Genomic DNA, 14629 nt, shown 5'->3' with positions numbered 1-14629 from the left:
GGTGAGTCTCCCCCACCACTTTCGCGGCCAGGGCAGGCGGGCGGCGCGACGCGACGGGGGCCGACCGCCGCTACCCGCCCAGGGTGGGTAGATCCTCCCGCCACTCTCGCGGCCGGGTCCGACAAGATCGCGCTTGCCCTGGCTCGCCGTGTCCGAGCACACGCGAGGCCGGGCTGCGCTTCGCGCGGCCCGGCCTCAGCGGAGGTTCGCCGGTGGTCGCCTCACCGGAGCTGCAGGAGCGAGTGCTCCCGGAGCAGCAGAGCGGCTGCTACTTGTCCTTCTTCTGTTCCTTGAGGAACTTCTCGAAGTCGATGTTCGGCAGGTCGCCGGGGTTGAGCTGCGAGAGGTCGGGCATGCCCGGGGGCAGCTGCATGCCGGCGGGGAGCTGCGGCATCGCGTTCTGCGCGGGGCGGCCGCCGCGGGCGACGGGCTTCTTCTTGCCCTTCTTGCCCTTGCGCTTGTTGTACGGCGACTTGGTGGCCTTCGTGCCGCCGCCGAGGCCCATCGCGCCGGTCATGCCGCGCATCATCTTCTGCGCTTCCTTGAACCGCGTCAGAAGCTGGTTGACCTCGGAAACGGTCACACCCGAACCGTTCGCGATGCGCAGGCGGCGCGAGCCGTTGATGAGCGACGAGTCGCGGCGCTCGGCCGGGGTCATCGAGCGGATGATCGCCGAGGTGCGGTCGATCTGCTTGTCGTCGATGGAGTCGATCTGCTGGCGCATCTGGCCCATGCCCGGCATCATCTTGAGCACGTTGCCGATCGGACCCATCTTGCGGATGGCCTGCATCTGCTCCAGGAAGTCCTCGAGCGTGAAGTCCTCGCCCTTGAGGAGCTTCTGGGTCATCTCCTCCTTCTGGTCCTCCTCGAACACGGCCTCGGCCTGCTCGATGAGGGTCAGCATGTCGCCCATGCCGAGGATGCGGGAGGCCATCCGGTCCGGGTGGAAGACGTCGAAGTCCTCGAGCTTCTCGCCGGTGGAGGCGAACATGATCGGCTGCCCGGTCACGTGCCGCACCGAGAGCGCGGCGCCGCCGCGGGCGTCGCCGTCGAGCTTCGAGAGGACCACGCCGGTGATGCCGACGCCGTCGCGGAAGGCCTCGGCGGTGTTGACCGCGTCCTGGCCGATCATGGCGTCGATGACGAACAGGACTTCGTCGGGGTCGACGGCGGCCCGGATGTCGCGGGCCTGCTGCATCATCTCCTCGTCGATGCCGAGGCGGCCGGCGGTGTCGACGATGACCACGTCGTGGCCCTTGCGGCGGGCCTCCTCGATCGAGTCGGTCGCGACCTTGACCGGGTCGCCCACGCCGGAGCCCGGCTCGGGCGCGTAGACGGCCACGCCGGCGCGCTCGGCGAGCACCTGGAGCTGCCCGACCGCGTTGGGGCGCTGGAGGTCGGCGGCGACGAGGAGCGGCGAGTGGTCGTCGCCCTTGAGCCACTTGGCGAGCTTCCCGGCGAGCGTGGTCTTGCCCGCGCCCTGGAGGCCCGCGAGCATGATGACCGTGGGGGCCTGCTTGGCGTAGTTCAGGCGCCGCGTCTCGCCGCCGAGGATGGCGATGAGCTCCTCGTTGACGATCTTGATGATCTGCTGGGCCGGGTTGAGGGCCTTGGAGACCTCGGCGCCCTTGCACCGCTCCTTGATCTCGTTGATGAAGGTCTTGACCACCGGGAGGGCGACGTCGGCTTCGAGCAGGGCGAGGCGGATCTCGCGGGCGGTGGCGTCGATGTCGGCATCGGTCAGGCGGCCTTTGCCGCGGATCGACTCGAAGATCCCGGACAGTCGATCTGACAGAGCGTCGAACACGGGCGAACCTCTCGATGGTGCAGTACGGATTTGCAGCTGGCCCTGTAGGGCGCGGCTCCAGCGGGCGCCGGGCGCGCTGGACTCCTACGAGCTTAACGGGGATGGCGGCGGGCCTGCCGCCCGGTGATGCCCGGATCGGGCGTGACCTGAACCCGGGAACGCGGAACGGCCGCCCCGGGGGGAGGCGGCCGTTCCCAATTGATTCATGGCTCGCACGCATCGCCACGAGGGCGGTGACGTGAAGTCGGTTGTTACGCGGTGACCTTCTCGACGGCCTCGGCGTTGGTCTCGGGCAGACCCGTGCCGGTGTTGCCGTTGAGGGGCAGGTCGTAGCCGGCCTCGCCGTGCTGGGCGGCGTCGATGCCCGCCAGCTCCTCTTCCTCGCTGATCCGCACCCCGATGGTGAACTTGAGGATCAGGCCGATGACGAAGGCGACGAGGGCCGAGTAGACCAGGACGGCGCCAGTGGCAGCGGCCTGCTTGCCCAGCAGGGTGGCGTCGCCGCCGTAGAAGAGGCCGTTGACGCCCGCGGCGCCTTCGAAGGCGAAGAAGCCGAGGGAGACCGAGCCCCAGAAGCCGGCGACCATGTGGAGGCCGACCACGTCGAGGGCGTCGTCGTAGCCGAACTTGTGCTTCAGGCCGATGGCGAACGGGCAGATGATGCCGGCGACGGCGCCGATTGCGATCGCGCCGAGCGGGGTCACGAGGCCCGCGGCCGGGGTGATGGCGACCAGGCCGGCGACGACGCCGGAGCAGCCGCCGATGATCGAGGGCTTGATGCCTCGGATCCGGTCGACCAGGAGCCAGGCGAGGATAGCGGCGGCGGTCGCGACCTGGGTGTTCAGGAAGGCGAGGCCCGCGAAGCCGTCAGCGGCGAAGGCGGAGCCGGCGTTGAAGCCGAACCAGCCGAACCACAGAAGGCCGGCGCCGAGCAGGACCAGCGGCAGGTTGTGCGGCGCGAAGTTGCCGTCCTTCCAGCCGATGCGGCGACCGACCACGATCGCCAGGCCGAGGGCCGCGGCGCCCGCGTTCACGTGGACCGCGGTACCGCCTGCGAAGTCGAGGACGCCCCACTGCTTGATCCAGCCTCCGGCGTTCCACACCCAGTAGGCGACGGGGCAGTAGACCAGGATGACCCAGGCGGTGGCGAAGATGATCCAAGCGCTGAACTTCATGCGGTCGGCGACGGCGCCGGCGATGAGTGCGACCGTGATGATCGCGAACATCATGCCGAAGGCGGTCCAGACCGCGGAGGGAACGCCGTTCAGCCCGGCGGCGGCGGTCAGCTCGGTGGCGGCGCGGGAGCCGAACAGCGAGGAGAAGTCGCCGAAGAACTTGGTCGAGCCTTCGCCGACGGCGATGGACTCGCCGACCAGCACCCAGGCGATCGACACGATGCCGATGGCGACCAGGCACTTCATCATCATGTTGATGACGCTCGTGGCGCGGGTCAGGCCACCGTAGAACAGGGCGAGCGCCGGAGTCATGAGCAGGACAAGGGCGGCAGAGGTCAGGATCCAGGCAGTGTTGCCTGTGTCGAGCTCGGGCATGGCCGCCTCCTCTCTCCAGAGATAGGTAGTACGTACTGCGGGCTTCAGGGCTTTCCGGCGTGAGGGGAGCGACGGTGCTCGGCGTAGGCGTGTGTCACGCGCCGACCGAGCGCTCAGCTCACTTGCGACTCGCAAGCTCGCCGAGATCGGCCGGCGCGTGATGCTCCTACCTACCGGAGTGAAGCCAGCTTCACCAAGACGTGTTACGCGACCCGGGCCTGCGTGTTAAGAAGTTGTCGCCAAAGATTTCGAATGTGTGAACTCGGCCTCACAAGGCCGCCGGAGGCCGCTACCGGAGGAACTGAAGCGGCGGTTGTGCCGTTTGGGGCGTTTGCGGGGGCCTTTGAAACCGTGACCTCGACATGACCACTCCGTTACAGAACTGTGTTGTACTGTTCTTGACGCATAACTCGAGTGATCGCTAACATCACGCGGCGTATCGTCGTATGGGACAGCGGCCACACTGGTACCGGGACGCCCCGGACCCCTGGGACGGCCTGCGACGGACAAGAAAGAGAACCTGCAGCGATGGCGCAACCGAAGAAGGCAGCCAGTATCTGGGACGTGGCGCGGCTGGCCGGGGTCTCCCACCAGACCGTCTCCCGCGTCGTGAACGGCTCCCCGCGGGTCGCGGCGGCCACTCGGGACAAGGTCCTGGACGCCATCGCCGAACTGGGCTACCGGCCCAACCGGCTGGCCCGCAGCCTCGCGGGCGGCGCGGTCGAGTCGGTCACCGTCCTCGCAGCGGACACCTCCCTCTACGGCCCCGAGGCCGCCCTGCGAGGCATCGAGAAGGCGGCCAGGTCGCTCGACTGGAGCGTCCAGATCTCCGTGCTCGACCCCGCCGACACCCACTCGGACGCCGACATCATCGCGCGCCTGCCGCGCGCGGGCGAGCCGACGATCATCATGGCCCACGACGAGCCGGGCATGAGGGCCAAGCAGGTCCTGCTCGACACGCAGCCGCAGGCGATGGTCGCGATCGGCCCCTACACGGCCGAAGAGCTGGCCGCTTCGCCGTGGCTGGTGGGCATGGACGACGGCAAGGCGGCCGCCGAAGCCACCAAGTACCTTCTCGACCTGGGGCACGAGACGGTGCACCACCTGGCGATCCCGACTTCGACGGGCACGTTCGGCGGCGGCAAGGCGCACCGCGCCGAGGGCTGGTCTCGGACCCTGCGCGAGGCCGGACGCGAGGTGCCGGACCCGGTGCCCTCCGGCTGGACGTTCGCCGAGGCGTTCAAGGCGGTCCAGCCGCTCGTCGCCGACCCGTCGGTGACGGCGATCCTCTGCGGCAACGACCACCTCGCGCTCGCGACGCTGCGCGCCGCGCACCTCGCCGGGCGCAGCGTCCCCGGCGACCTCTCGATCGTCGGCTTCGACAACACGCCGTTCACCGCCTACACGACCCCGGCGCTGACCACCGTGAACCAGGACTTCGAGAGCGTGGGCCGCGGCGCGTTCGAGCTGCTGCGCCACCGCATCGACGGCTCGAACCCGCGGCCGAAGCCGAGCTGGCCCGAACCGGAGCTCATCGTCCGCGAGACCTCGGGCCCGCCCCGCCCCCGATCCTGACGCGAAAGGCCCGGCCATGGCCCTCACCCCCCTCCCCCAGGGGGCGGCCCGCCTCACCGCGGACTTCGCCGCCCCGACCGGTCCGGTGCTGCACGGCGCGGCCGGGTCGCTGTACGGCGTCTCGGAGGACGGCGTGCCCGGCGACGAGCTGCTGGACGCGCTCGACATCACCACGCTCGGGGTGAAGCCCGACGGCGGCGCGCAGCATCCCGGCGGCGACGCGTCGAGCGTCGTGAGCGCCTTGCGCCGCAACGGGGACGGCCTCGCGTTCGTATACCTGCAGGACCTGTTCGCGAAATGGCCGTACGAGGACGCAGGGATAGACGTCTACCACGAGCGGCTGTGCGCGGTCGTCCCGCCGATGCTCACGCCCGAGAACGCCGGGCGGCTGGTGTGGGTGCCGTTCAACGAGCCCGACTGGATCTGGTACTCGCTCAAGGAGAACGCGCCCGCGAAGTACGACCGGTTCCTCGCCGACTGGATCACCACCGTGCAGCTGCTGCGCGGGCTCGCGCCGGGCGTGCCGATCGCCGGCCCGAACGAGGCGTACTACCACCCCGAGTTCCTGCCGCATTTCCTCAGACGCGCCAGGGACACCGGGACGCTCCCGGAGTGGATGACCTGGCACGAGCTGTCGCCGCGCTCCCTCGCCGAGTTCCGCGGGCACTACGCCGCCTATCGCGGCCTGGAGCGCTCGCTCGGGATCGCGCCGCGGCGCGTCAACATCGACGAGTACGGCAACAACCGCGACCTCTCGGTGCCCGGCCAGCTCGTGCAGTGGGCGGCGATGTTCGAGGAGGCGAAGGTCCACGCCGACATGGCGTACTGGACCGCCGCCGGCGGCTACTCGGGCGCGGCCCCGCAGCCGAACCTGCCCAACGGCGCGTGGTGGTTCCTCAAGGCGTACTCGGGGATGACCGGCCAGACCGTGCGCGTCGTCCCGCCCCATCCGAACACTGTGGACACACTGCAGGGGCTCGCGAGCCTCGACGCCGAGCGCGGCACCGCGCAGATCCTCGTCGGCGGCACCGTCGAGGACTTCACCGTCGCCGTCACCGGCCTCGACCCGGAGCTGTGGGGCGACCGCGTCACCGCCACCGTGCACCGCATCGACTGGACCGGCTACGAAGGCGCCTCGGGCCCGCCGCAGCCCATCGCGCAGGTCGTCGCCGACCCCGCGGACCTCGAGATCCCCGTCTACGGCCCCGACCGCATGGCCGCCTACTGGATCACCCTCACCCCCGGCGAGGCCGCCGTGATCGGCCCGCCGCCGTGGAAAGGGCAATGGGACGCCGAAGCCGCCGACATCACCTCCGGCGAGATCACCCGGCACGGCCACGCCGACGACGGCAACGCCTTCGCCGCCTCCGGCGAGCACGACGTGTGCGGCCTCAACAAGACCGACTCCGCCGTGGTCTTCCAGGTCGTCGTCCCCGAAGCCGGCGAATACGACCTCGCCGTCTTCTACTCCCACATGTACGGGCGCGGCGCCGAGGCCACCGAACCCCAACCGGCGCAGCAGGTCCTCACCGTCAACGGCGCCGAACGCCTCCTCGACTACCCCAGCACCATGAACTGGGGCCACCGTTCCATCGCCCGCGTCCCCCTCACCCTGCGGGCCGGCTCCAACACCGTCGAACTGTCCAAATCGGGCGCCATCGGCACCGCCAACGGCGAAGTCGCCCTCGACAAGCTCGAACTCACCGAACGCCGCGGCGGCCGCGTCTGCTACGACGCCGCCTTCGCCCGGCAGCACGGCGACGGCCTCGTATTCGACGTCTACGCGGCCGAAGCCGGCTACCACCGCATCGAAGGCGCCGACACCGCGATCCTCGCCGGACCACAGAACCAGGACGTCCTCGTCGACCTCGCCCGGCCCGTGTTCCTCCACGCCGGCATCAACCGGCTCCGCACCGAGGCGATCGACGGCTCCCTCCTCGTCGCCCCCGCGCCCGGGCCCGCGCCGATCGAGGTCGACGCCGCCGAAGTCACCCGCGCCGGCGGCTCCTGCCTCGTCGTCAACGACTTCGCCCACCGCGGCCACGTCATCGGCTGGAACGGCCGCGGCGCCACCGCCGCCATCGAGGTCGACACCGCCGAAGGCCCCCACGCGCTCCTCATCAGCTACGCCAACGACGAACGCACCGACGGCCACGAGTACAACGTCGACATCGTCACCCGCCACTGCGCCGTCACCGTCAACGGCAAGGAGGCCGGCCGCTACCCCATGCGCGGCACCTGGACCTGGAACGACTTCTGGACCTACCCGGTCATCGTCGACCTGCGCGAAGGGCGCAACACCATCGTCTTCGCCAACCCCGACGGCCCCACCGCCGAATTCGAGCGGTTCCGCATCGCGCCGCTCAACCCCTAAGGGACGCAGCAGGGTCCGCGCCGAAGCGCGGACCCTGCCGCATCGGTCACGCCGAGGCGAGCGCGTTCAAGGCCTCGAACTGGGCGTCCGTGAGCTCGAGCTCGCGCGCCCCCACGTTCTCCTCCAAGTGCGCGATCGAGCTCGTGCCCGGAATCGGCACGATGTTGTCCGAGCGGCGCAGCAGCCACGCCAGCGCGGTCTGCGCCGGGGTCGCGCCGATCTCGGCGGCGATCTTGCCGACCGGCCCGTCGGGGCCGGCGTGCTCGCCCGCGGCGATCGGGAACCACGGGATGAACGCGATGCCCTGCTCGGCGGTGTAGTCGAGCACGGCCTCGCTCTGGCGGTTGATGAGGTTGTAGAGGTTCTGGACGCTCGCGATCGGGGCGACGGCCTGGGCCTCCTTGAGCTGGTCCACGGTGACCTCGGAGAGGCCGATGTGGCGGATCTTGCCCTGGCGCTGGAGTTCGGCGACCGTCTCGATCTGGTCGGCGATCGGCAGGTCCAGGTCGAGGCGGTGGATCTGGTAGAGGTCGATCGTCTCGACGCCGAGGCGGCGGAGGCTGAGTTCGACCTGCTGGCGGATGTAGGCGGGGTTGCCGACCGCGACCCACTCCTCGGGCGAGGGGCGGGTGTTGCCGCCCTTGGTGGCGATGACGACGCCGTCCGCGTACGGGCGCAGGGCCTCGGCGATCAGCTTCTCGTTGTCGCCCAGGGCGTAGGCGTCGGCGGTGTCGATGAAGTTCACGCCGAGTTCGACGGCGCGGCGCAGGACGGCGGCGGCGGCCGCGCGGTCCTTCGGCGGGGTGAAGATGCCGGGGTCGCCGGTCAGGCGCATGGCGCCGTAGCCGAGCCGGTTCACCTGGAGGTCGCCGCCGATCACGATGTCGCTCATGGGAGTGCCTTTCAAGCCGTGCTTCAGGGTGGGGCGGCCGGGGAGTCGAGCCCGGCCCACGTTTCGGTGCAACCGCTTGATCGGCCGCATTGTTCCCGTTCGAGTGATGTCGCGTGCGCCACGTCGACACAGGCATTCTCGGCGGCGGTCCGGGTCGGGGCGGATGCGAGACTCTTCGCATGATCAAAGGTTTCAAGGATTTTCTGATGCGCGGCAACGTGGTGGAGCTCGCCGTCGCGGTGGTCATGGGTGCGGCGATGACGGCGCTGGTGACCTCGTTCGGTGACGCGTTCCTCAACCCGCTCATCACGCTGTTCACCGGCGGCGCCGAGGTCGGCGGCGAGTTCGCGGTCAACGGCGTGGTGTTCCCGTACGGGGTGTTCCTGAACGGCCTGCTGGTGTTCTTCCTGACGGCGGTGGCGGTGTACTTCGTGGTCGTGCTGCCGATGAACAAGCTTCGCGAGCGGTTCGCGCCCGTGGCCGAGGAGGTCGAGGAGGTGCACGCGGAGGCGGAGATCGAAGTGCTGCGGGAGATCCGGGATCTGCTGCGGCAGCAGCAGAACAGCAACCGGGTCTAGGTCGCCGTTCGGCCCGCCGGTGCGCCGCGCCGGCGGGCCGTGGCGTTTCCGGGGCCGGGAGGGCGGGTAACCGGCGGGTCCGGCCGCACTCGGGTCTTGCCGGCGTCGTACCCCCGTGGGACGGTGGGTGCAGCCGATCCGACTGTGGAGACCGAGCCGTAAAGGAACCCGCATGCCTACGAAGATTCCGCTCGGGGCCCCGATCTGGGCCGACGCGAACACGCCCGATCTGGTTCGGGACCTGGATTTCTATACGCGCCTGTTCCGGTGGTCGAGTTTCGGCACCGGGGAGGAGTTCGGGCACTACACGGAGTTGTGCCTGGGTTCGACGGTGTCGGTGGCGAGGGCGGTGGGCGGCCTGGCGCCGAACCCGCCTGGCGATCCTGACGCGGTGTCGGCGTGGGGGGTCGCGTTCCATGTGGCCGACTGCTTCCGGGCGGCGGCTGACGCGGAGAAGCTGGGCGCCACCGTGGTGAGCCATCCGGTGCGGGTGGGCGACGACCTGGTGTACGCGGCGTTCAAGGACCCGGACGGCGGTGCGTTCGGCCTGTTCGAGCCGATGAGCGACCATGTCGGGTTCACGGCGTACGGGGAGCCGGGCGCGGCGGTGTGGTTCGAGTACGTGTACGACGGGGCGCCGGTGGAGGCGATGCAGTTCTATTCGGAGCTGCTGAACTGGTCGGTGCGGGTGCCGGGCGAGGACGAGCCCTCGCACGACGCGCCGTACGTGGGGCTGTGGACGCACGGGCATCTGACGGAGCGTTCGGTGGAGTTCGGCGGGGCGCGGATGGCGCTGGGGCCGGAGTTGCGGATGAAGCCGCACTGGCTGGTGTGCTTCGGCACGGACTCGGTGGACTTGACGGCCGCGAAGGCGGTCGACCTGGGCGGGCGGGTCGCGGTGGCGCCGGTTGACGACCCGGGCGGCCGCATGGCGGTGCTGGTGTCGCCCACGGGCGCGCACTTCACGATCATGTCGAGCAAGCAGATGGACTGAGCGGGCGCTACTCCCAGGGGCGCGGGGACATGATGCCCGCGATGGTGCCGCTGGGGGCGGCGATCCCGGCGATGCGCAGGCCGGGCACGTCTATCGGCTGGCCCGCTATGGAGCCGCCGAGTTCGACGGCGCGTTCGCACACGTCGTCGGCGTCCTCGACGCCGAGCATGACGGTCCACTGCGCGGGGAGCCCGAGTTCGAAGCCTTCGGAGGCGTGGCAGCCGCCGAACTCGCGCTCGTCGCCGACGGCGCTCAGCGCGGCGTAGGGCTTGTCGTTGGCCTCGTCCTCCCAAGGGGGCGTGGCGATCTTCCAGCCGAGGAGGTCGGCGTAGAACCGCATGGCCTCGGCGGGCGCGCCGTCGACGCGGTACTCGATCCAGCCGACGCTGTTGGGCTCGCCCCACACGCCGAAGCCCACGCTGGCCTCGCGGATCTCGGCCAGGCCGAACTCGGCGCCGTGCGGGTCCTTGAGCATGGCGAACCGCAGCATGCGGCCCCAGTCCTCGGGTTCCATCATGACCTCCGCGCCGAGCGCGCGGGCGCGGGCGGTGACCGCGTCGCAGTCCTCGACGCTGAAGTGGACGTTCCACACTCGGCTCGGCTGCGCGTCCGGAGGGCACGGCATGATGCCCATGACCGCGCGGCCGCCTTCGGTCCCGTCGGGGATGGCGAAGGTCGTGTAGTGCCCGAACTCCTCCCCCGCGTCGACGGCCTTCCAGCCGAACAGGGACTCGTAGAAGGCGACGTCGGCGGCGAGGTCGGCGGTCAGGGAGTCGGACCAGACGGGCGCACCCACCGGAATCGAGGTCATGGCGCTGCTCCTTCGCATGCGGTTTCGAACCCCCTCACGTTCGCACGCCTCACCGACATCGCGCAGAGGTTTCGCGGCGGCGCGGCATCGAGACGGCGGCCATCACGGCGAGGGTGAGGGCGGCCATCGCAGCGGCCGGGGCGAGGGCGGCGAGGGGCGCGCGTTCGAGGTACGGGAGGGAGCGGGCGAGGCTCGCGCCCCATTCGGGGCTGTCGGGGGCGGCGCCGAGGCCGAGGAAGCCGAGTGACGCGATGCCGAGGGCCATGCCGGGCAGGCGCAGACCGGCATGCGCCGCAAGGGGTCCGGCGACCAGGGGCAGCGTGTGCCTGCGCAGGATCCACCATCGGCCCGCGCCGAGGGCGAGGCGCGCTTCGAGGTGGCCGGCGCCTCGGGCCTGGGCGACGAGTTCGGCGGCGTGCGCGGCGAGCGGCGGCCAGGAGACGGCCGCGACGGCGAGGAGCGCTCCGAACTGGCCGCGGCCGAGGACCACGACGACGATCATCCCGGCGATCGCGATGGGGAACGAGTTGCACGCCTCGGCGAGCGGATGCGCCAGGCGGGGCGCGAACCCGAGGGCGAGCGCGAACACGAAGGCGAGGCCGCACGCGAGGAGCGCGGCCCCGGCGGTCCAGAGCGCGCCTTGCCCGAGGCGGGCGAGCACGTCCCGCCCGAGCTCGTCGGTGCCGAGCCAAGCGGCGGCGGACGGCGCGTCGAGACGCGAACCGGTGGCGATCTCGCCCGAACGCAAGGCGCCGTATGCGACTGCGACGAGGACCGGCAGCGCGGCAGCGGCGATCCACGCGTAATGGCGGCCGCGTCCGCCGGAGACGGGCGGGCCGGCCGGGGCCGCCGCTTCGGCGGCCGGCCCGTCGAGCGCGCGGACGGCGAGACGGGCGATCAGCCCGGCCGCGAAACCGAAGGCGATGAGCAGGGCGATGCAGGCCTGCAGCACCGGGAGGTCCTGCGCGTCGGCGGCGGCGAGGGCGGCGCGGCCGAGGCCCGGGACGGCGAAGATCGTCTCGACGGCGACGGCCGCGCCGGTGATCGAGACGGCGATGATCGCGAACTGCGGCAGCACGGGCGGCAGCGCCCGGCGCAGGAGGCCGCGCGCGATGCGCCGCCGCGGGTACCCGGCGGCGCGCCACTGGCGGACCCAGTCTTCGGCGGCGACGCGGCCGATGGCGTCGCGCCCGAGCCGGGCGAGGACCCCGCCTCCGGGCAGGCCCATCGCCAGAGCCGGAAGCACCAGATGTGCCGGGCCGCTGAATCCGTACGCCGGGAGGACGCCGGCCCAGGTCGCGAAGACCGCCACGCCCACTGTCGCGATGAGGAAGTCGGGCAGCGCGGCGAACGAGGCTAGCGCGACGCCGCTCGCTCCGACCGGCCGCCCTTGAACCGCCCGCCGCAGCGCGGGCGCACAGGCGAGGGCCGCAACAGCGAACGTGACGACGAAGGCGGCGGCCATCACCGTCAACGAGGTCCCCAGCGCGGGAAGCACCGTGTCGGCGACGGCCTCCCCACTGGTCCAAGAGGTCCCGAGGTCACCGCGCGCCAGTCCCGAGATCCAGTCCCGCAGGATCGCGACGGGCCCGGCGTCGAGTCCGAGTTCGGCGCGGATCGCGTCGAGCGCGCCGTCAGTGGCCTCGCGGCCCGGGTAGCGGGCACGCAGGACGGTGAGGGCGGGATCGCGGTCGGCGAGCCACGGCAGCAGGCCGATGGCGGCGAGCACGGCGGTGAGGACCGCGGCCCGGGTCAGGGTTCCCCGCAGGAGCGCCACCGGCTACTCCATAGTGGTTGCGGCCGTGATGATCTCGCGTTCGCGCGGGTCGCTGGTGACGTTCGCCGCGCCGCCCGCGACGCCGGTGACCAGGCGTTCGTGGGCGATGGGGATGACGGCGACGGTGGCGAGCACGACGGCCTCGGCGTCGAGGACGGCGCTCTGGCGCGCTGCGGCGGCGTCTTCGGGGGCCATGCCGGGCTCGGCGGCCGCGGCGATCAAGGCGACCGCCACGTCCACGGCGGGGTCGGCGAGGAGGGAGGCGTTGAAGCCGCCGTCGCTGGTGAAGTCGGAGTCGAGGTAGGTGTAGGCGTCGCCGGAGTCCTGGACGACCGAGCGGGACATGAGGAACGCGTCGAAGTCCCCGGCGAGCATGTCGGGCTCGATGTCGTTGTATTCGCGCACTTCGGTTTCGACCGTGAATCCGGCGGCCTCGAGTTGGGCGGCGAGGACGGTGAGCGCTTCGGGGAGCTCGGCGCGGTTGGAGTAGGTGGCGAGGGTCAGGGTCTCGCCGTTCGGGGCGCCGGCCGCGGGGAGGGTGTAGTCGCGGTGGTCGGCGGCCCAGGCGAGGGCGGGGCCGAAGAGGCCTTGGGGTGCGTCGGCGCGGCCCTCGTAGATGTCGTCGACGATCGGCGCGGGGTCGATCGCGGCGGCGACGGCGGCCCGCAGCGCGGGGTCGGCGAGGGGCCCGTTCGCGGTGTTGAGGTAGAGGCTGACGGTGCGGCCGGTCGGGGCGTCCTGGAGCTGCGAGGCGTCGAGGTTCGCGATCTGCGCGTAGGGGACCGCTTCGATGACATGGGCTTCGCCGGAGCGCAGGGCGGCGACCCGGGTGGCGGCGTCGGGCACGTAGTCGGCGCGGAAGCCGGACATCTCGGCGGGCTCACCCCAGTAGTCGTCGTTGCGTTCGAGCACGACTCCTGTGGAGGTGGACTCGGTGATGGCGAACGGCCCGGTGGCGTGCCCGACCGGGTCGACGGGGTCGCTCGCGTAGGCGCCCATGGAGAGGATCGCGAGGTACGGGCTCGAGAGTCGTTGCGGCAGCACCGGGTCGGGCAGATCGGTCTTGAGGCGGAGGGTGTATTCGCCGGTGTCGTCGACGGTGAGGCCGATGCCGTCGATGACGCGGGGGACGCTCGCGGACTGCGCGGCCGAGTTGAGGGCCACGGCGACGGTGAAGGCGTCGAGCGGCGAACCGTCGTGGAAGACGACGCCTTCCCTGAGCGTCAGGTCCCAGGCGGTGGGCTCGGTCTGGACCCAGTCGAGGGCCAGTTTGGGGACCGGGAGGCCGTCGTCGTCGAGGCCGAGCAGGGTTTCGGCGACGGCCCAGCGGGCGAGGAGGAACGCGTCCTCGGAATGCGGCGAGAGCCCGGCCGCGGAAGTGAGTGCGGTGGCGAAGACGAGGGTGCCTGATTCGCTTGCGCCAGAGGAGAAGCAGCCTGCGGTGGCGAGCGCGCCGCCGACGCTGAGGGGTGCGGCTGCGGTGATGAGGGAGCGCCGGGAGAGCGGCATGGAGTGAGCCTCGTCTCTTATCGCTAGGGGTTTCCTATTGCAAATTAGATGCAATAATGGCACACATGTCAGATATCGCTGTGACGCGTGGAGCCCGAGGTGTAGACGGTTACGTTCTCCGACAGGCCGAACCCGGGGACCTCCCCGGCGCGCGATCGGTGATGCTCGACACCGTCTACCGGGATTTCGGGACCGGGTACCTGCCGCAATGGCACTCCGACATCATCGACATCGACTCGTACTACCTTGCACCCGAGGACAACACGCTCTTCGTCGCAGTCCAGGACGGCGTCGTGGCCGCCACCGCGGGCGTGCGCGGCCAGACCCCGGTCTCACCGCCGCACCCGCTCGAGGTGACCAACCGCTTCGAGGAGGGCCACACCGCGACCCTCTACCGCGTCTACGTCCGCCCCGAGCACCGCCGCCGCGGCCTGGCCGCCGCCCTCGTCGACACCTGCCTGGACTTCATCGCGAGCCGCGACCGCTACACCGCCGTCTACCTCCACACCGACGCCCGCACCCCCGGAGCCGTCGAATTCTGGTCCAAGCGCGGCACCATCCTCTTCGACGAACGCATCGCCATCAACGAAATGCGCCCCGAAATCTCCGAGGCACCCTTCCAAACAGTCCACTTCGAACTGGAGATCCCCCGCTAACCGCCTGCGCCCTGCGCCCTGCGCCCTGCGCCCTGCGCCCTGCGCCCTGCGCCCTGCGCCCTGCGCCCTGCGCCCTGCGCCCTGCGCCCTGCGCCCTGCGCCCTGC

The 14629-nt window shown here is 71.0% G+C and carries 11 protein-coding genes; 5 read left to right on the top strand and 6 right to left on the bottom strand.

Translation table 11 applies throughout. The features are described from left to right. Positions 1 to 268 precede the first annotated feature (268 nt). A complete protein-coding gene (gene ffh, locus AB0K52_RS00545; RefSeq protein WP_363524090.1) occupies positions 269 to 1807 on the bottom strand; it encodes a signal recognition particle protein in 1539 nt (512 codons plus the stop codon). 251 nt (positions 1808 to 2058) lie between these two features. Then, positions 2059 to 3357, bottom strand: a complete 1299-nt coding sequence (locus AB0K52_RS00540) for an ammonium transporter (protein ID WP_363524088.1) — start codon at positions 3355 to 3357, stop codon at positions 2059 to 2061. A 528-nt stretch (positions 3358 to 3885) separates the two neighbouring features. Between AB0K52_RS00540 and AB0K52_RS00535 the strand changes: the two genes are divergently transcribed. Together AB0K52_RS00535 and AB0K52_RS00530 are read left to right on the top strand one after the other, a co-directional pair. Beyond that, entirely contained in the window at positions 3886 to 4932 is a 1047-nt protein-coding gene (locus tag AB0K52_RS00535; protein WP_208495475.1) for a LacI family DNA-binding transcriptional regulator, read from the top strand. Positions 4933 to 4948: 16 nt separating this feature from the next. Beyond that, positions 4949 to 7306 (top strand): cellulosome protein, encoded by a 2358-nt coding sequence (locus AB0K52_RS00530; RefSeq protein WP_363524085.1) that lies wholly within the window; start codon positions 4949 to 4951, stop codon positions 7304 to 7306. A 46-nt stretch (positions 7307 to 7352) separates the two neighbouring features. On the opposite strand, the gene AB0K52_RS00525 is transcribed toward AB0K52_RS00530, so the two are convergent. Then, entirely contained in the window at positions 7353 to 8198 is an 846-nt protein-coding gene (locus tag AB0K52_RS00525; protein WP_363524082.1) for an aldo/keto reductase, read from the bottom strand. Between the two features lie 179 nt (positions 8199 to 8377). Between AB0K52_RS00525 and mscL the strand changes: the two genes are divergently transcribed. Further along, positions 8378 to 8776 (top strand): large conductance mechanosensitive channel protein MscL, encoded by a 399-nt coding sequence (gene mscL, locus AB0K52_RS00520; RefSeq protein WP_363524079.1) that lies wholly within the window; start codon positions 8378 to 8380, stop codon positions 8774 to 8776. 172 nt (positions 8777 to 8948) lie between these two features. Next, on the top strand, positions 8949 to 9770 hold the full coding sequence (locus AB0K52_RS00515) for a VOC family protein (protein WP_363524076.1): 822 nt from the start codon (positions 8949 to 8951) through the stop codon (positions 9768 to 9770). Positions 9771 to 9777: 7 nt separating this feature from the next. Here AB0K52_RS00515 and AB0K52_RS00510 read toward each other — a convergent pair whose 3' ends face one another. Genes AB0K52_RS00510 through AB0K52_RS00500 form a run of 3 tightly spaced genes read right to left on the bottom strand, consistent with a single transcriptional unit; the run spans position 9778 to position 13867 of the window. Further along, on the bottom strand, positions 9778 to 10581 hold the full coding sequence (locus tag AB0K52_RS00510; protein WP_363524073.1) for a VOC family protein: 804 nt from the start codon (positions 10579 to 10581) through the stop codon (positions 9778 to 9780). A gap of 49 nt (positions 10582 to 10630) precedes the next feature. Next, a complete protein-coding gene (locus AB0K52_RS00505) occupies positions 10631 to 12358 on the bottom strand; it encodes an ABC transporter permease subunit (RefSeq protein ID WP_363524071.1) in 1728 nt (575 codons plus the stop codon). A gap of 3 nt (positions 12359 to 12361) precedes the next feature. Beyond that, positions 12362 to 13867 (bottom strand): ABC transporter substrate-binding protein, encoded by a 1506-nt coding sequence (locus AB0K52_RS00500; protein WP_363524068.1) that lies wholly within the window; start codon positions 13865 to 13867, stop codon positions 12362 to 12364. 65 nt (positions 13868 to 13932) lie between these two features. Between AB0K52_RS00500 and AB0K52_RS00495 the strand changes: the two genes are divergently transcribed. After that, positions 13933 to 14523: a GNAT family N-acetyltransferase gene (locus AB0K52_RS00495; RefSeq protein WP_363524065.1), complete on the top strand. Its 591-nt coding sequence runs from the start codon at positions 13933 to 13935 to the stop codon at positions 14521 to 14523. Positions 14524 to 14629: the final 106 nt, after the last annotated feature.

The sequence above is a fragment of the Glycomyces sp. NPDC049804 genome (assembly GCF_040674615.1).
Taxonomy (GTDB): Bacteria; Actinomycetota; Actinomycetes; order Mycobacteriales; family Micromonosporaceae; genus Glycomyces; species Glycomyces niveus.
This window is presented reverse-complemented; position numbering and strand designations above follow the sequence as displayed.